16 protein-coding genes are annotated in these 16,780 nt (G+C 72.7%); 15 read left to right on the forward strand and 1 reads right to left on the reverse strand.

Annotated elements, in window-relative coordinates:
* Window positions 1-3 precede the first annotated feature (3 nt).
* From IG84_RS0101675 to IG84_RS0101705, 7 genes are all read left to right on the forward strand, one after another.
* The gene (locus IG84_RS0101675; RefSeq protein WP_078648537.1) at window positions 4-1,287 is read left to right on the forward strand and encodes a multidrug effflux MFS transporter; all 1,284 of its coding nucleotides are present in this window, start codon (window positions 4-6) and stop codon (window positions 1,285-1,287) included.
* A 122-nt stretch (window positions 1,288-1,409) separates the two neighbouring features.
* On the forward strand, window positions 1,410-2,330 hold the full coding sequence (locus IG84_RS0101680; protein WP_031050349.1) for a LysR family transcriptional regulator: 921 nt from the start codon (window positions 1,410-1,412) through the stop codon (window positions 2,328-2,330).
* Window positions 2,331-2,625: 295 nt separating this feature from the next.
* Window positions 2,626-3,558, forward strand: coding sequence for a beta/alpha barrel domain-containing protein (locus tag IG84_RS0101685; protein WP_031050351.1), 933 nt, complete (start codon window positions 2,626-2,628; stop codon window positions 3,556-3,558).
* Window positions 3,555-4,358, forward strand: coding sequence for an alpha/beta fold hydrolase (locus IG84_RS0101690; protein ID WP_051861238.1), 804 nt, complete (start codon window positions 3,555-3,557; stop codon window positions 4,356-4,358). Before IG84_RS0101685 ends, IG84_RS0101690 begins: the two co-directional genes overlap by 4 nt.
* Window positions 4,355-6,553, forward strand: a complete 2,199-nt coding sequence (locus tag IG84_RS0101695; protein ID WP_037798957.1) for an isocitrate/isopropylmalate family dehydrogenase — start codon at window positions 4,355-4,357, stop codon at window positions 6,551-6,553. The genes IG84_RS0101690 and IG84_RS0101695 overlap by 4 nt, the downstream gene beginning before the upstream one ends.
* Entirely contained in the window at window positions 6,550-7,242 is a 693-nt protein-coding gene (locus IG84_RS0101700; protein WP_031050358.1) for an RraA family protein, read from the forward strand. The genes IG84_RS0101695 and IG84_RS0101700 overlap by 4 nt, the downstream gene beginning before the upstream one ends.
* Complete coding sequence (locus tag IG84_RS0101705; protein WP_031050361.1) at window positions 7,235-8,089, forward strand: DUF6282 family protein; 855 nt, start codon at window positions 7,235-7,237, stop codon at window positions 8,087-8,089. Before IG84_RS0101700 ends, IG84_RS0101705 begins: the two co-directional genes overlap by 8 nt.
* A 10-nt stretch (window positions 8,090-8,099) precedes the next feature.
* Here IG84_RS0101705 and IG84_RS0101710 read toward each other — a convergent pair whose 3' ends face one another.
* A complete protein-coding gene (locus IG84_RS0101710; RefSeq protein WP_031050364.1) occupies window positions 8,100-9,290 on the reverse strand; it encodes a pyridoxal phosphate-dependent aminotransferase in 1,191 nt (396 codons plus the stop codon).
* 99 nt (window positions 9,291-9,389) lie between these two features.
* Here IG84_RS0101710 and IG84_RS39465 point away from each other — a divergent pair, with 99 nt between their 5' ends.
* From IG84_RS39465 to IG84_RS0101750, 8 genes are all read left to right on the forward strand, one after another.
* A complete protein-coding gene (locus tag IG84_RS39465; protein WP_078648554.1) occupies window positions 9,390-9,695 on the forward strand; it encodes a hypothetical protein in 306 nt (101 codons plus the stop codon).
* Window positions 9,696-10,033: 338 nt separating this feature from the next.
* Window positions 10,034-10,552: a DUF2617 family protein gene (locus tag IG84_RS0101720; protein WP_031050370.1), complete on the forward strand. Its 519-nt coding sequence runs from the start codon at window positions 10,034-10,036 to the stop codon at window positions 10,550-10,552.
* A gap of 98 nt (window positions 10,553-10,650) precedes the next feature.
* On the forward strand, window positions 10,651-12,270 hold the full coding sequence (locus IG84_RS0101725) for a polyamine aminopropyltransferase (protein WP_031050382.1): 1,620 nt from the start codon (window positions 10,651-10,653) through the stop codon (window positions 12,268-12,270).
* A 109-nt stretch (window positions 12,271-12,379) separates the two neighbouring features.
* Window positions 12,380-13,411 carry an SRPBCC domain-containing protein gene (locus IG84_RS0101730; RefSeq protein ID WP_031050384.1) on the forward strand — a complete coding sequence of 344 codons (1,032 nt, stop codon included), beginning with the start codon at window positions 12,380-12,382 and terminating at the stop codon, window positions 13,409-13,411.
* An 80-nt stretch (window positions 13,412-13,491) separates the two neighbouring features.
* Entirely contained in the window at window positions 13,492-14,343 is an 852-nt protein-coding gene (locus IG84_RS0101735) for an aldose epimerase family protein (RefSeq protein ID WP_031050386.1), read from the forward strand.
* A gap of 55 nt (window positions 14,344-14,398) precedes the next feature.
* A complete protein-coding gene (gene pyrE / locus IG84_RS0101740) occupies window positions 14,399-14,941 on the forward strand; it encodes an orotate phosphoribosyltransferase (protein WP_030259085.1) in 543 nt (180 codons plus the stop codon).
* 226 nt (window positions 14,942-15,167) lie between these two features.
* Window positions 15,168-16,190: a class II fructose-bisphosphate aldolase gene (gene fbaA / locus IG84_RS0101745; RefSeq protein WP_031050387.1), complete on the forward strand. Its 1,023-nt coding sequence runs from the start codon at window positions 15,168-15,170 to the stop codon at window positions 16,188-16,190.
* 172 nt (window positions 16,191-16,362) lie between these two features.
* Window positions 16,363-16,776 carry a DUF3151 domain-containing protein gene (locus tag IG84_RS0101750; RefSeq protein WP_030259077.1) on the forward strand — a complete coding sequence of 138 codons (414 nt, stop codon included), beginning with the start codon at window positions 16,363-16,365 and terminating at the stop codon, window positions 16,774-16,776.
* Window positions 16,777-16,780 lie beyond the last annotated feature (4 nt).

Here is a 16,780-nt window from a genome sequence, read left to right on the forward strand (position 1 = left end):
GTCATGAAGACCGCATCGGCACGCACGCCCTACGCGCTGTTGCTCGCCGTCCTGTGCTCGCTGAACGCCGGCGGCCTGTTCGCCTCCGACATCAACCTGCCGGGCGTGCCCGCCACCGCGCATGCCTTCGGTACCCCCGTCGCGTCCGTGCAGTGGACGTTCAGCGCGTTCATGATCGGCATCGCGGTCTCGCAGGCGGTCTACGGGCCGATCTCGGACGCGTGGGGCCGCAAGCGCGTCATCGTCTCCGGGCTCGGCCTGTTCGTCCTGGCCTCCTTGGTGTGCGCGGTGGCGCCCACGGTCGAGGTGTTCGGCGCGGGACGGCTGCTGCAGGCGCTCGGCGCGGGCTCGGGCATGGTGCTCGGGCGGGCCGTGATCAGCGACCTGTACGAGGAGAAGGACGCGGCCCGGATGTTCGCCACGGTCATGCCGATCGTGGGCGTCTCGCCGTCCGTCGCGCCGCTGGTCGGCGGGTATCTGACCACGTACGTCTCGTGGCGGGCGCCGTTCGTGGTGACCGCGCTGATCGGTCTCGCCACGCTGGCCGTGATGGTCACCGCGATCCCCGAGAGCCTGCCGCCGGAGCGGCGCAGCAAGCACCTCGGCGCCACGCTCAAGGGCTACCCCAAGCTGCTCACCCGCCCGCTGTTCTGGGCGTACACCATCAACCTCGCGGTGGCGTACGGCGGTTACTTCGGTTACCTGGCCGCCTCCCCGCTGGTCTTCGAGAAGATGGGGCTGGCCACCGAGACGACCAGCTACTGCTACATCACCGTCTCCGTCGCGTACGTCGCGGGCAACCTCACCTCCCGCACCCTGCTCCGCAAGCGGCCCGTCAACCGGCTGCTGTGGATGGGCCACGGCTTCTTCTTCGCCGGCGCGCTGATGATGCTGGGCCTGGGGCTGAGCGGGGCCGGCGCGCCCTGGGGCCTGCTGGTGCTGGTCTTCATGCCGGTGATGACCTTCGGCAACGGCTTCCTGCTGCCGCTGTCGATGAGCGCGGGCGTGACGAGTTTCCGCTCGACGGCGGGCTCGGCCTCCGGGCTGATGGGCGCGCTCCAGTTGCTGGGCGCCTCGCTGGGAATCTTCCTTTCCAGCCGGCTGCCGGCCGGTGATCTCTTCGCGCTGGGCTGGTTCGTCATCGGCGCCTCGGCGGTGGGCATCGCGGCCTTCGCTTTCTTCTTGTCGATGGCGGCGCGGCAGGCCGCGGCGAAGGAATCCCTCGCCGTACCGGAGCCGGTTACGGAAAGCCGGGACGGCGATTTGCAGAAGGCCAACGCCGGGTAAATAAACGTTTCCCGGGAAACCCTGGAAATGGTTCTGCGTTGTACGACCGAGCGGCGGCCCGACCCGATGGTGGGGGCCGCCGCGAGGTGTGCAAGGATCGCCCGCAGGAAAAGGGGGATCCTGTGGAACTGCGTCAGATTCAATACTTTGTTGCGGTGGCCGAGGAGCTGCATTTCGGGAGAGCGGCCGAACGGCTGCACATAGGCCAGCCCGCGGTGAGTCAGCAGGTGCGCCGGCTGGAGCGCGAACTGCGCACCCAGCTCTTCGACCGCTCCGGCCGTACCGTCACGCTCACCCCGGTCGGCCAGGCCCTGCTGCCCGAGGGCCGCGAGCTGCTCGAGGCGCTGGACACCTTCGCCGCCAAGGCCCGCCGGCTGGCCGCGCAGAGCGAGGCCACCCTCCGCGTCGGCATCAGCTCCGCGCTGGGGGAGCGGCTCGACGACTTCCTCGACGCGCTGCCCGCGGACGGCGCCGGCACCCGCTTCGAATTCCAGACGCTGGACGCGCACACCCGGCTCGAGGAGGTGCGCGCGGGGCGCCTGGACGCCGCCTTCGTACGCGGCCTCGACAGCGCCCCTGGCCTGCGGCTTCTCACCCTCTGGTACGACCCGCTGGTGGTCGCGCTGCCCGCCGCGCACCCGCTGGCGGAGCGCGGCCGGCTGGACCTCGCCGACCTGGCCGGGCTGCCGCTGCGCATCGCGCCGCGCGACAAGAACCCCGTCCTGTACGACACGGTGGTCGCCGCCTGCCGCAAGGCGGGCTTCGAGGTGACCATCGGGCCGCCCTCCACGGGGCTGCAGGACACCCTCGCCGACATCGGCGCCGGCACTCCGGGCTGGACCCTGATGTACCCGACGGCGGCGGGCACCGTCTCCTCCCGCCGCATCGCGCTGCTCCCGCTCGAGGGCGAGCCCGTCACCATCCGGATGTCCCTGGCGCTGCGCGAGAACGCGGATTCCGAGCGGCAGGAATTGCTGGTGGCGACCAGCACGCAGGTCCGCCGGAGGATTGCGAGGGAGAGCCGGGCGGACGCCGAGGAATGAAAGGGTAAGCCCGGACTCCGCTTGGGAAAGTCTTTGCCCAGGCATGGGGGTTGGACCGCAAACATGCGATAGATTCTGCGGTGTCGAACTTCTCGTTCCGTCGCGCCGAAGAGTTTTCCGGCCGTAGCGGCGTCGAACCCGGAAGTTCGCTAACGGGGTGATGCGGGATTTTGTTACAGGGGGATCCCGCGGAATGAAAAACGTGTCCATCGCTATTCGATCCGCCGCATCGTCGCGGCCGGATTAACACGGCATGCGTCACCCCGCAATTGTATGCGCCATACATGGAGGGGTAATGGTCATCAATCTTGATGTGACGCTGCGCGACGGGGGCTACCGCAACAACTTCGACTTCCCGCTCGAGTACGTGCTGCACCACGCCCGCGAGAGCGTGGCGGCCGGCATGGAGTGGGTCGAGATCGGCTACCGCAACGGCTCGTTCAAGCCGCAGCCCGGCATCGGCCGGACCGGTGTGGGCGCGGACGACTACATCCGCGCGGTGGCCGAGGTGGTCTCTCCCGAGCGCCTCTGCATGATCCTGCATCCGAAGAACATCACCGACGACGACCTGCCGCGCATGTACGAAGCGGGCATCCGCCTCGTACGGTTCTGCCTGCCCGCGGGCGCGCCCGAGGCCGGGCTCGCCATGCTCGCCAAGGCCGCCGACCTCGGCTTCACCACCACCGTCAACATCACTCGCGTCAGCCAGCTCGACCGGCGCCGGCTGGTCGAACTCGCCGCGATGTCCGGCGACGCCGGCGCCGATGTGGTCTACCTGGCCGACTCCAACGGCTCCATGCTGCCGCACGAGGTGGGCCAACTGGTCACCCTGGTCGGCTCGGTGACCGACGCGGCCATCGGCCTGCACGCCCACAACAACCTCGGGCTGGCGCTGGCCAACGCGATCGCCGCCGTGGACGCGGGCGCCACCTGGATCGACTCGTCCGTACTGGGCATGGGCAAGGGCCCGGGCAACCTCGTCACCGAGCAGTGGCTGGCCTACCTCGGCCGGCACGGCCGCACCGACGGGTACGACCTCGGCCGCGTCCTCAGCCTCGCCCACCGCATGGAAGCCGAGTTCGAGGAGGCGCGGCCGTCCCTGCCGCTGCCCGACCTGGTCCTGGGCCACTTCGACCTGTCCGTCGAGGAGCGCGCCAAGCTCCCCGTGGACCGGATCGGCGACGCCTTCTCGGCGGCCCGCGAGCTGACCGCGGCGGGCGCCCGGTGACCTCGCGGCCCCCGCACCCGGAGCCGGCGCACACCGCGCCGGCTCCGGCCCCCGCCGTCCTGGGCGACCCCGGCGCACCACGCCACGCGGTCGTCCTCGGGCCCGTCATGGCCCGCTGGGACAACGGCGCGTTCTTCCGGCAGGTCGCCGAGCCGCTGCTCGCCTCGGGGCACCGGGTGACGATCCACGACACCCTCTCCCTCCTGCGCGACGGCGATGACCTGAAGGCGCTCGCCGGCCGCTGGGCCCACCGCCTCGAACAGGACGCCGCACCCGACGTGCTGGCCGGCAACGCGCTGGGCGGCGCCATCGTCCAGACCCTGCTCGACCGGGAGTGGACGCACCACGCCAAGGTCCTGCTGCTCTCCGGACCCACCCTCGCCGACGACGAGCTGAACGCGAAGCTGGAGCGGATCGCCGCCGCGGTCGACGCCGAGGGCCTGGCCGCGGCGCTGTGCCTCCTGGAGGAGGTCGTCCGCGGGCCCGGCACCGTGACGCACCCGAAGCCGGAGCCCGAAGCGCCGCGGCTGGACGAGGAGTTGGCGGGCCGGCGGCTCGCCACCGGGCTGCGGCTGTTGCACGACGCCGACGCCCGGGAGCCCGTACGGGCCTTCCCCGGACCGCTGCTGCACGTGTACGGCGAGCAGTCCCTGCTCGTACAGCGCCACCACCTGGCCACCGGCCCGGGGCCGACGCACCACTGCGCCGGCATCCCGCGGGCCGGGATGCGTCCGCACGCCGACCGCCCCGACCTCACCACCGACGCCGTCGTCCGCTTCCTGGGAGCTGAAGAGTCATGAACCGCAAGACCGTCGCAGTACTGCCCGGCGACGGAATCGGGCCGGAGGTACTGGACGCCGCGCTGCCGGTGATCGAGGCCCTCGGCCTGCCCATCGACCTGGAATTCGGCGACATCGGCTGGGAGTGCTGGCGCGCCGAGGGCACCCCCGTACCCGACCGCACCTGGGACCTGATCGACCGCAGCGACGCCGTGCTGCTCGGCGCCACCACCAGCAAGCCGCGCCGCGAGGCGCTCGCCGAGCTCGCCCCCGAACTGCGCGCGGGCGACCCGCGGTACATCTCGCCCATCATCCAGCTCCGCCAGCGCCTGGACCTCTTCGCCAACCTCCGCCCGGTGGAGAACTACCTCGGCGGCGGCACCCCGTACCGCTTCTGCGTGGTCCGGGAGAACACCGAGGGGCTGTACGCGGGCCTGGACTGGAACCACGTACCGGACGCGATGTGGCCGCTGGTCGCCGAGCACCCCAACGCCCGCCGCGGCGGCCCCTCGGACGCCACCGCCAGCATCCGCCTGCAGACGGCGCACGGCCTGGACCGCATCCTGCGCTTCGCCTTCGAGACCGCGCGCGGCCACGGCTACGAGCGGGTCACCCTCGCCGACAAGCCCAACGTCCTGCGGGCCTCCAGCGCGTACGTCCTGGAGCGGCTGGAGGCGATCGCCGCCGACTTCCCGGAGATCCCGTACGAGGTCCTCAACGTCGACGCGGTCGCGCTGTGGATGGCGCGCCGCCCGGAGCGCTTCGGCGTGCTCGTCGCCGAGAACATGTTCGGCGACATCCTCTCCGACCTCGGCGGGGGCGTGATGGGCGGCCTCGGCCTCGCGCCCAGCGCCAACATCGGCGAGAGCGGCAACTACTTCGAGCCGGTGCACGGCAGCGCCCCGGCCATGGCCGGCCGGCAGCGCGCCAACCCCGCCGCCGCGTTCCTCACCATCGGCCTGCTGCTGGAGCACCTCGGCTTCAAGGACGCGGCGGGCAGCATCCAGGACGCCGTACGGCACGTCACCCGCCGCCGCGACCGGGTCACCTACGACCTGGGCGGCTCGGCCACCACGACCGAAGCGGCCGCCGCGGTGCTCGACGCCTGCCGCGAGGTGCCGCACGCCCCCACCGCCGCCGTCGTCACCATCGGCGACGAACTGCTCCGGGGCGACCTGGAGGACTCCAACGCGGGCAACGCCTCCCGGATGCTGGCCGAGCGCGGCGTCCCGGTCCGCGTCCGGCACACCATCGGCGACGACGAGGCCACCATCGCCGACGCCATCCGGCCCTCGCTCGGCCGGGACGACGTCATCGTGGTCATGGGCGGGCTCGGCCCCACCTCCGACGATGTGACCCGCAGCGCCGTCGCCCGCGCGCTCGGCCGCCCGCTGGTCCACCGCGAGGAGGCATGGCAGGGCGTGGTCGAGCGCCTCACCCGCTTCGGCGTCGGCGTCCACGAGGACAACCGCCGCCAGGCACTGTTCGCCGAGGGCGCCGAGCTGCTGCCGAACGCCAACGGCACCGCGTGGGGCTGCCGGGCCGAAGCCCAGGGCAGCACCCTGATCATGCTCCCCGGTCCGCCGCGCGAGTGCCTCCCGATGCTCCGGGACGTACTGCGCGACGGCCTGCCCCACCTGCCCGAACCGCCCGAGGTGAGCACGGTCTTCCGGCGCACCCTCGGCATCATCGAGGCGGACGCCGCGGCCCTGGTCGACGAGCTGGTGCGGGAGTACGGGGTGCCGGTCAAGCCCGCGTACCGCTGGCACTACCCGTACGTCGACATCCGGCTCGGCTGCCCGCCCGAGGCCGCCGACGAGCTGGCCAAGCGCCTGGACGCCGCGCTCGCCGAGTACACCGTCACCGACCGGGACCGCACCGCCGTCCAGGAGCTGGCCCTGCTGCTGGACGCGCGCGGCCTCGTCCTGGACCTCGACGACCAACTCACCGAAGGGGCCTTCGCCGCCGAGCTGGCCCGCGAACGCGGCACCACCGACGGCTCGGGCTCCCTGAGCGTCACCCTCTCGGGCACCTGGGCGGGCGGCGACCGGACGACCTACACCGGCACGGTCACCCTGACCTGCACGGTGCGCGACGCGGCCGGGGAAACCACGAGGGAGCTGACGGTGCCGAACCGGGGCGCCGAAGTGACCACGTACATCAGCCAGTTCGCCGCCTGGGCCACCGCCCGTCACCTCACGGAGGGAACCGCATGACCACCGCCACCCCCGCGGACACCGAGGCGCTGCGCGCCCGGCTGTCCCGCCTGGACACCGCCGCGCTCTCCGATGCCATGGACAGCCTGCGCACCCCGCCGTGCGTGCTGCCCGGCATCCGGCCGCGCACCCCCGGCACCGTCGCCTGCGGCCCCGCCTTCACCGTGCGCTACCGCCCCGTCGACGACACCACCACCTTCCACAACGCCGCCAACTACCTCGACGACGTACCGGCCGGGTCGGTCGTGGTCGTGGACAACGGCGGCACCCTGGAATGCACCAACTGGGGCTCCCTGCTCACCGCCGTCGCCCTGCACCGCGGCATCTCCGGCACGGTCGTGCACGGCTCCGTACGCGATGTGAAGGAGAGCAGCGCCGCCGGATACCCGCTGTTCAGCACGGGGGTCACGATGGTCAGCGCCAAGAACCGGGCGGTCCTGGACCGCACCGGAGCCGAGGTCGACGTGGCCGGTACGACCGTCGCCCCCGGCGACTGGATCGTCGCCGACGACAACGGCGCTCTGCGCATCCCGGTCGGCCTGATCGAGGAGGTCGTCCGGCGCGCCGAGGCCGTGGAGCGCACCGAGTCCCGCATCCGGGAGGCCGCGCTCGGCGGCAGCCGGCTGGACGAGGCACGCGCCCGCTTCGGATACGCGCGGCCGTGGGAGGACGGGGGCGCCAATGACTGACGTGAGCACGGCCCGCTTCGTCGACGTCCACTACCACGTCGGCCCGGACGCCTACCTGCGCCGCCACACCGCCGCCACCGCCGGCGCGGTCTACGCCGAGCACGGCGGCTGGGTCGTCCTGAAGAACCACCTCGGCTCGACCGCCGCCCAGGCGTGGGAGGCCCGGCAGCAGGGCCTGCCGGTCTCCGGCTCGATCGTGCTCAACGACCTGGCCGGCGGCTTCGACCCGCGCGCCGTGGAACAGGCCGTCATCCAGCACGGCGAGGACAGCGGCCTGCGGCTGCTCGTCCACCTGCCGACCGTCACCGGCCGCACGCACCGCAGCCGGCTGGCCCGCACCCCCGCCCACCCGCTGCTCAAGGACGGCCAGCGCCCGCTGACCGTCAGCGACGAGCGCCGGGAGCTGCGCCCCGAGGTCCGCGAGCTGCTGCGCGCCGCCCGCGATCTGCCGGTGGTCCTTTCCACCGGCCACGCGGACGGCCACGAGGTACGGCTGCTGGTCGAGGAGGCCGTACGGCTGGACCTGCGGCTGATGCTCAACCAGCCCGCCAACCCGATGACCGGCCTGACCTGCAAGGACCTGGTGGAGGTCGCCGCCGCCGAACAGGTGTGGACCGAGCAGACCGCGCTCACGTACCTCCTGGAGTACCAGGACTGGGAGGACTTCGCCGAGGTGCTGTCCGCCCTCCCGAGGACGGTCTACAGCTCCGACCTCGGACAGCCCTCCCAGATGGACATCGCCCCCTGGCTGACGGCCAGCAAGGAGTGGTTCGGCCGGGCCGGGCTCACCCCCGGCCGGATCGACGAGGTCACCCGCACCGCACCCCTGGAGATGCTGAGCCTGTGACCGCCGCGGCTCACAGCCGCTGAAGGCGTGAGACGGCGTCCCGGAGCACCTCGTCCTGCTTGCAGAACGCGAACCGGACGAGGCTGCGCCCCGCCTCCTTGTCGTCGTAGAAGACGGAGTTCGGCACGGCGACCACGCCGCAGCGCTCGGGCAGGCCGAGGCAGAAGGCCAGGCCGTCCTTCTCGCCCAGGGCCGTGATGTCGGTGGTGACGAAGTACGTCCCGCTCGGCCGGAACACCTGGAAGCCGGCCTCCGCCAGCCCGTCGGACAGGATGTCCCGCTTGCGGCGCAGGTCCTCCCGCAGGCCGTGGAAGTAGTCGTCGGGCAGCGCGAGCGCCTCGGCGACCGCGTACTGGAAGGGGCCGGCCGAGACATAGGTGAGGAACTGCTTGGCGGAGCGGACCGCGCCGACCAGCTCGGGCGTGCCGGTCACCCAACCGACCTTCCAGCCGGTGAAGGAGAAGGTCTTGCCGGCGCTGCCGATGGTCACCGTGCGCTCGCGCATCCCGGGGAAGGACGCCATCGGCACGTGCTCGCCCTCGAACACCAGATGCTCGTAGACCTCGTCGGTGACGACGAGGAGGTCGCGCTCGCAGGCCAGCTCGGCGATGGCGGCCAGCTCGTCGCGGCTGAGCACGGTGCCGGTGGGGTTGTGCGGGGTGTTGAGGAGGATGAGCCGCGTGCGGTCGGTGACGGCGTCCCGCAGCTCGTCCAGGTCCAGGTGATAGCGGCGCTCAGCGGCGGCGTCGGCGGGGGAGGGGCGCAGGGTGACCGGGACGCGGGTGCCGCCGGCCAGCGCGATGCACGCGGCGTACGAGTCGTAGTACGGCTCCAGCGCGATCACCTCGTCGCCGGGCTCCAGCAGCGCCAGCAGCGACGCCGCGATGGCCTCGGTCGCGCCCGCGGTGACCAGCACTTCGGTGTCGGGGTCGTACGGCAGGCCGTACCAGCGCTGCTGGTGCGCGGCGACGGCGGTGCGCAGCTCGGGGATGCCGGGGCCCGGCGGGTACTGGTTGCCGCGGCCGTCGCGCAGGGCGCGCACCGCCGCTTCGCGGACCTCTTCGGGGCCGTCGGTGTCGGGGAATCCCTGGCCCAGGTTGATCGAGCCGGTCCGTACGGCGAGCGCGGACATCTCGGCGAAGATCGTCGTGCCGAATTCGGCCAGGCGGCGGTTGAGCAGCGGTCGTCCCATGGGCGTCATCCTCCGCCGAACCTCTGGAGTTCCTCAACTCCGCTTTTGAGATCTATGGGGCCGGGCATGTGATCCGCACGCAAGAACCGAAAGACGGGGGTGAAGCGCATGACTGGCGTTGTGATCTTCCTGGTGATCTGTGCCTTTGTGGCGGCCGCGGTCTGGATGGCGCGGACGGCCGCCGCCAACGAGTCGCCGCGGGGCCGCAACAGGAGGAGGTGGTCCGCGGGCGGCGGCGGGACCTCCTCCGGGGCGAGCTGGTGGGCCGGTGACGGCGGGTCGGGCGGTGGCCACCACGGCCATCACCATGGCGGCTCGTCCTGCGGCGGCGGCTCGTCCTGCGGTGGGGGGTCGTCCTGCGGGGGCGGCGGCGGTGGCGGCGGCTGCGGCGGTGGCGGAGGCGGTGGTTCCTGAGCCGATTCCCCGCGCGTCCCGAGGCGGACGCGCACCGGGACGGCGTGGAACATGCAACGGGCCCATGACTTGACGCATATGCGCCTGGCGGTTCTCAACAGCCGCCAGGCGCAAGCATGTTGAACAACTGAACTGGGAGGCCCTCTGAGGGATGGAAACCCGGCGAAGATGGGTAAAAAGGCTGTGGGCGCTCGGAATTTCATGATTCCCTCTTCTGTGAGAATCCACCAGTTCTCGGACCCCACGTGGTCACGAGCCGGCAGCCGGTAAGTCGTATCCCTGGTCCTCCTCCGGGGCGGGCCGGCCCACCATCCACTGCGTGCTTGCGGAGCCGACCCATGCTCACCACCATCAAGACCGCCTACACCGACACCCGCGCCGCCGACCTGGCCTGGGCACTCGGCCGCGAGCCGCTGCCCGCCCTCGCCGTCCTCGACCTGCAACTGGACGATGTCAAGGTCCAGTTGCGGCTGCTCGGTGCCTCGCACCAAGTGCTCCTGGAGGAGGAGCACGGCAGTTGCTCGGAGACCGTGGCGTGCATGCCCGGCAGCAGCACCCCGCTCCCGCTCGGCGTGGCGAAGCGCATCGGCGACTGGGAGTACGAATTCGCCGCCCATGTGGAGACGCTTTCCCACGGTTCATTCGCGGGCCGGGCACAGGAATTGCTCGCACTGGTGGCCGAGCATCCGTATGGACTCGCCGGCACATTTCCCGGCGCGCCGCACGCATTCACCGCGATGCTTGCGCAACGGGAGAGCGGTCAGGTGCGCTGGCGCACCTGGCATGCCTACCCCCAGGAGGGCCGGCTGGTGGCGACCCGTACGAGAGTGGGAGTGCGGGCGGTAGCGGCATTGTGAGCGGGCGCGCGGAAGCGGCCCGGCGTCGTCCCCGCGCGCAGCCAATGCGCTCTTGTGGGTGACGAGCCGCGACGGGGCCGTCACGTAGCGTTCGCAACATGATCGATCCGCCAGCGGCCCTCACCTCCGGCCCCCGCAAGCCGCCGGAGATCGTCAGGCCGCCACGGCTGCCGGTGCCGGCCGGGCTCGGCCGGCTGCTGGTCCTCGCCGTCGTCTTCCTCTGCGCCGCCTGCGGACTGGTGTACGAACTGGAGCTGGTCGCCCTCTCCTCCTACCTGGTCGGCGACTCCGTGACCCAAGCGTCCGTGGTGCTCTCCGTGATGGTCTTCGCGATGGGCGTCGGCTCGCTGCTGGCCAAGCGGCTGCGTTGCCGGGCCGCGGTCGGTTTCGGCGCGGTCGAGGCGGCGCTGGCCCTGGCCGGCGGGGTCTCGGCGATGGCGCTGTACGCGTGCTTCGCGTGGTTCGGCCAGTCCCGGCCCGCGCTCGTCGGCTTCTCGCTGGTGATCGGCGTGCTCATCGGCGCCGAGGTGCCGTTGCTGATGACGCTCATCCAGCGCATCCGCAACCAGGACGCGGGCGGCGCGGTCGCCGACCTCTTCGCGGCGGACTACGTGGGCGCACTGGTCGGCGGCCTCGCCTTCCCCTTCCTGCTGCTGCCACTGCTCGGACAGCTCACGGGCGCGCTCGTCACGGGCGGGGTGAACGCGGTCGCGGGCGGCGCGCTCGTCCTCGGGCTGTTCCGCCGCGACCTCTCCATACGGGCGCGCCGGTCACTGCTGGCGGCCAACGCGCTCGTCCTCGTGCTCCTCGCGGCGTGCACGGTGCTGGCAGGCCCCTTCGAGGGGGCCGCGCGCAAGGCGGTGTACGGCGCGGGGCCGCGGGTCGCCGTCCGGACGGACGTCCAGGAGGTCGTACTGACCGGCGGCACGGGCGGCGCCGGGCACGCGGGCCGGGGCGCCGGGCGCTCCGGCGCGCCGCTCGCGCTCTATCTGGACGGCCGGCTGCGGGTCAGCGCGCGGGACGAATTCCGCTACCACGAAGCGCTGGTCCACCCGGCGATGGCGGGCGGGCCGCACGGCCGGGTGCTGGTGCTCGGCGGCGGCGACGGCCTCGCCGCGCGCGAGCTGCTGCGCTACCCCGACGTCGACTCGGTCACCGTCGTCGAACGCGACGGCGGCCTGGTGCGGCTGGCCCGCACGGACCCCGGCCTCGCCCGGCTGAACCGCCGGTCGCTCGACGATCCGCGGGTCCGCGTGGCGATTGCCGACGCCTTCGACTGGCTGCGCCGGGACGCCCGGCGCGAGGTGCGCAGGGACGGCCCGTACGACGTGGTCCTCGCCGACCTGCCCGACCCCCACCTCACCGCCGGCACCAAGCTGTACTCCCAGGAGTTCTACGGCCTCGCGGCCCGGGTGCTGGCCGGGGACGGTCGGCTCGCGGTGCACGCGGGCCCGCCGCGCGCCCGGCCGCGCAGCTTCTGGACGGTCGAGGCGACGCTGCGCGCCGCGGGCCTGCGCACGGTCCCGTACGGGACGCCGGGCCGGGCGCGCTGGGGCTTCGTCCTGGCCGGCCGCGCCACGCCGCATCTGGGCCTCTCGCCCGCCGCGCCGCCGCTGCGCTCCCTGACCCCGGCGCTGCTCCGTTCCGGCCACCTTGCCCTGGCCCGTACGCGCCTGCCCGGCCTCCCGCCGTCGACGCTCGTGCATCCGCGGTACTGAGGCGGCGGGGCCGCGGCGGCCGGACAGCGTGGCCCGGACGGTGACGGTATGTGGAGAAAGTTGTGCGGGAGCGGGCACGGGGCGGGGCCCGCTGGGTAGGCTCCGATTCATGGAGCACGAGGTGTACGTTCCGTTTCCCGTCGGTACGGTGCGGCAGGCGCTCGCCGAGCCGGAGCGTCTGGCCCGCTGCGTCCCGGGCGCCCAGCTCGACGCGGACGCCGCTCCCGGGGTTCCGGAGGGCCGGCTGCGGCTGCGGATCGGGGGCTCCACCATCACTTACCGCGGGTCACTGCGGGTGACCCCGCGCGAGGACGAGCCCGGCACCTTCGACGCCGCGGCGCACGGCACGGAGGTGCGCGGCGACGGCCTCGCCGAGCTGGACCTGACCGTCCGGGTGGCGCCCGACGCGGGCGGCAAGGGCACGACGCTGTCCTGTACCGCGGCGGTGCGTGCCGAGGGCCGGCTCGCGGACGCCCCGGAGGACGCCGCCCGCACGGCCGGCCGCCGCCTCCTGGAGCGCTTCGCCACGACCCTCACCGACGACCTGACGACGAACCCGGTCGCGGGGCAGCAGGCCGGGCCGGACGCGGCAGCGGGGCCGACCACGGCGATGGACGGCCTGGCGGTACTCGCCGCGGGGCCGGCCGAAGCGGGGACCGCCGGGGAACGGGACGCGGCGGGCCTGGAGGACGAGGACCTGGACGACGAGGGCCTGGAGGGCCTGGATGAGGCGGAGCTGAAGGAGGCGGGCGCCGAGGACGACCCGGCCGACGTCATCGGCACGGACGACACCGACGAGGACGACACCGACGAGGTGGACGGCGCCGGGGACCTCGCGGAGGTGTCGCCGCGCTCCGGTGTCTTCGAGAGCGAGATTCCGCCGTCCTCGCTGGACCCGCTCGCCGAGGACGAGCTCGGCATCCCGGACGAGCCGCCCGCCGAGGCCGCGCACGCGCGCCGCACGATGATCGGCCGCAGCGCGGAGGAGGTGGACCACGCTCCGCCGCGCGGCCGCTACGCCCCCGTGCCCGCGCCCGAGACGTCCTCCGCCTCGGCCACCCTCCGCTGGGCGGCGCCCGCGGCCGCCGTGGTCCTGGCCTCCGCCGTGGTGGTCGGCCGGGCGCTGCGCCGCCGCCGCTGACGCCGGGCCCGCGCTGCCGCCGACGCCCGGTGCAGCGTGCCCGGGCCGCCGCGTCCGTGCCGCACCGCTAAGGTCGATCCGTGAGCACTGAGAACCCCGCAGAGCCCGCCCGTAAGCCGCGCGTGGCGCGTACCGTACGGCTGGCCGCCGGCGACACCGAAGTGGCCGTCCGCCCGGACAACGGCTGCCGCATCGAGAGCCTCCGCATCGGCGGCACCGAACTGCTCCGGCAAGGAGCCAAGTACGGCTGCTTCCCGATGGTGCCGTGGTGCGGCCGGATCGAGCACGGCCGGTTCCGCAACGGCTCCGAGACGCACCAGATGCCGCTCAACTCCCCGCCGCACGCCATCCACGGCAACGGCCGCAACCTCTCCTGGCGCACCGCCCGCACGACCGGGACCACCGCGGCCTTCACGTACGACCTGGACGACCCGGCCGCCCCCTGGCCGTACCCGGGCAAGGTCACCCAGCTGGTCGAGCTGGCCGAGGACGGCGGGTCGCTGACCCTCAGCATGGGCGTCGAGACGTACGACGACTCCTTCCCGGCGCAGGCCGGCTGGCATCCCTGGTTCCTCCGCGACCTCGGCGACGGCGGCGAGGGCGTACGCATCGACTTCGACCCCGAGTGGCAGGAGGAGCGCGGCGAGGACCACCTCCCCACCGGCCGCCGCATCGACCCCCGCCCCGGCCCCTGGGACGACTGCTTCGGCATGCCGCAGGGCGTGGACGTCACGCTGACCTGGCCGGGCCGCCTGGAGCTGAAGGTCACCAGCCGCGCGGAGTGGGTGGTCGTGTACGACGAGCAGGAGGCGGCCGTGTGCGTGGAGCCGCAGTCCGGCCCGCCCAACGGCCTCAACACCCACCCGCGCCTGGTCACCCCCATCGACCCGCTGGAGATCTCCACGACGTGGAGCTGGCGCTCCCTGGCCTGAGCCGGACGGGAGCCGTGTCCGGGGCCGTGCTCTTCGCTGTCCTAAGCTCGTGCGCATGAGTGACGACGTGCGCGGCGAGCTGCTGCAGCAGATCAAGGACAAGGCCGTGGTGCACGGCAAGGTGACGCTTTCCTCCGGCAAGGAAGCCGATTACTACATCGACCTGCGCCGGATCACCCTGGACGCCGAGGCCGCGCCGCTGGTCGGCCAGGTGATGCTGGACGCCACCGCCGACCTCGACTACGACGCGGTCGGCGGGCTGACGCTCGGCGCCGACCCGGTCGCGACGTCGATGCTGCACGCCGCCGCCGCGCGCGGCCGGAAGCTGGACGCCTTCGTGGTCCGCAAGGCCCAGAAGACGCACGGCATGCAGCGCCGCATCGAGGGCCCGGACATCAAGGGCCGCCGCGTCCTGGTCGTCGAGGACACCTCCACCACCGGCGGCTCGCCGCTGACCGCCGTCGAGGCGGCCCGCGAGGCGGGCGCCGAGGTCGTCGCGGTCGCCACGATCGTCGACCGCGGTGCCGAGTCGGCCATCGCCGACGCGGGCCTGAAGTACATCACCGGCTACCGGCTCACCGACCTCGATCTCGCCTGAGAGATCGGGCGCGTCGGGCGTGGGCCCCGGCCCGCACCGCCTTGACCTGCTCTTTCCGCAAGGGGCGGGCTGTTTCACGTGAAACAGCCCGCCCCTTGCGCCGTCCGGGTGGAAGCGCGATGTGGAGGTATCCGGCAAGTCTGGGAAGATGGGCCGCGACGATGACGTCGCCCCCTGGTCAGGGCCCAGAACACACCGGTACCCGCACATCACAAGGAGCGGACAGATGCCCATCGCAACCCCCGAGATCTACAACGAGATGCTCGACCGGGCGAAGGCAGGCAAGTTCGCCTACCCGGCCATCAACGTGACCTCGACGCAGACGCTGCACGCGGCGCTGCGCGGTTTCGCCGAGGCCGAGAGCGACGGCATCATCCAGATCTCCACCGGTGGTGCGGAGTTCCTGGGCGGCCAGTACAGCAAGGACATGGTGACCGGCGCCGTCGCCCTGGCCGAGTTCGCGCACGTCGTGGCCGCGAAGTACGACATCACCGTCGCGCTGCACACCGACCACTGCCCCAAGGACAAGCTGGACGGCTACGTCCGCCCGCTGCTCGACATCTCCGCCGAGCGCGTGGCCAAGGGCCAGAACCCGCTCTTCCAGTCGCACATGTGGGACGGCTCGGCCGAGACCCTGGCCGACAACCTGGCCATCGGCCAGGAGCTGCTCGCCAAGGCCGCCGCCGCCAAGATCATCCTCGAGGTCGAGATCACCCCGACCGGCGGCGAGGAGGACGGCGTCACCCACGAGATCAACGACGAGCTGTACACCACCGTCGACGACGCGCTGCGCACCGCCGAGGCGCTGGGCCTGGGCGAGAAGGGCCGCTACCTGCTCGCCGCCTCCTTCGGCAATGTGCACGGCGTCTACAAGCCGGGCAACGTCGTCCTCCGCCCCGAGCTCCTCAAGGACCTCCAGGAGGGCGTCGGCGCCAAGTACGGCAAGACCTCCCCGTTCGACTTCGTCTTCCACGGCGGCTCCGGCTCCACCGAGCAGGAGATCGCCACCGCGCTGGAGAACGGCGTCGTGAAGATGAACCTGGACACCGACACCCAGTACGCCTTCACCCGTCCGATCGCGGACCACATGTTCCGCAACTACGACGGCGTCCTGAAGGTCGACGGCGAGGTCGGCAACAAGAAGACCTACGACCCGCGGAGCTGGGGCAAGCTGGCCGAGGCCGGCATGGCCAAGCGCGTCACCGAGGCGTGCGCCAACCTGCGCTCCACGGGCACCAAGATCAAGTAACGCCGCCGCGCGCGCTGCACCGGCGCGCGCAGCGGAGTACCCCGGAGGGCCCCGTACGCATCAGGAACACGCGTACGGGGCCCTCCGCGCGCGTGCCCGGTCCTCCGTGCGCCCGGCCGAAGGGACACCGCCGGGGCGTCACCGACCGCGAGTACCAGGCAGACTTGGAACCATGGCCATTCACGAGAACCTGCTCGGGGGACCGCCCCCGACCCATCTGCCCGACGACCCGGAGCCCCGCGAGCTGCTCGCGGCGGGCACCGCACCGGCCGACGTCGCCGCGAAGTACCCGGCGTCCTCGCTGGTCTGGGCACAGCTCGCGGACGACGCCTTCCAGGCCGGCCGTACCGTCGAGTCGTACGCGTACGCCCGTACCGGCTACCACCGCGGCCTGGACGCGCTGCGCCGGGCCGGCTGGAAGGGCCATGGCCCGGTCCCGTTCGAGCACGAGCCGAACCGCGGCTTCCTGCGGGCCCTGCACGCACTCGCCCGCGCCGCCCAGGCGATCGGCGAGCAGGAGGAGTACGAGCGCTGCACGGCGTTCCTGCGCGAGTCCTCGCCGACCGCGGCCGACACGCTCTCCTGAGAGG

It is taken from the genome of Streptomyces ochraceiscleroticus, from assembly GCF_000720485.1.
In the GTDB taxonomy this organism is placed as follows: Bacteria; Actinomycetota; Actinomycetes; order Streptomycetales; family Streptomycetaceae; genus Streptomyces; species Streptomyces ochraceiscleroticus.

Coding starts and splice junctions, on each gene's coding strand:
- IG84_RS0101675 (WP_078648537.1), top strand. CDS start 4: ATGAAGACCGCATCGGCACGCACGCCCTACGCGCTGTTGCTCGCCGTC.
- IG84_RS0101685 (WP_031050351.1), top strand. CDS start 2,626: ATGGTCATCAATCTTGATGTGACGCTGCGCGACGGGGGCTACCGCAAC.
- IG84_RS0101695 (WP_037798957.1), top strand. CDS start 4,355: ATGAACCGCAAGACCGTCGCAGTACTGCCCGGCGACGGAATCGGGCCG.
- IG84_RS0101700 (WP_031050358.1), top strand. CDS start 6,550: ATGACCACCGCCACCCCCGCGGACACCGAGGCGCTGCGCGCCCGGCTG.
- IG84_RS0101705 (WP_031050361.1), top strand. CDS start 7,235: ATGACTGACGTGAGCACGGCCCGCTTCGTCGACGTCCACTACCACGTC.
- IG84_RS0101710 (WP_031050364.1), bottom strand. CDS start 9,290: ATGACGCCCATGGGACGACCGCTGCTCAACCGCCGCCTGGCCGAATTC.
- IG84_RS39465 (WP_078648554.1), top strand. CDS start 9,390: ATGACTGGCGTTGTGATCTTCCTGGTGATCTGTGCCTTTGTGGCGGCC.
- IG84_RS0101720 (WP_031050370.1), top strand. CDS start 10,034: ATGCTCACCACCATCAAGACCGCCTACACCGACACCCGCGCCGCCGAC.
- IG84_RS0101725 (WP_031050382.1), top strand. CDS start 10,651: ATGATCGATCCGCCAGCGGCCCTCACCTCCGGCCCCCGCAAGCCGCCG.
- IG84_RS0101730 (WP_031050384.1), top strand. CDS start 12,380: ATGGAGCACGAGGTGTACGTTCCGTTTCCCGTCGGTACGGTGCGGCAG.
- pyrE (WP_030259085.1), top strand. CDS start 14,399: ATGAGTGACGACGTGCGCGGCGAGCTGCTGCAGCAGATCAAGGACAAG.
- fbaA (WP_031050387.1), top strand. CDS start 15,168: ATGCCCATCGCAACCCCCGAGATCTACAACGAGATGCTCGACCGGGCG.
- IG84_RS0101750 (WP_030259077.1), top strand. CDS start 16,363: ATGGCCATTCACGAGAACCTGCTCGGGGGACCGCCCCCGACCCATCTG.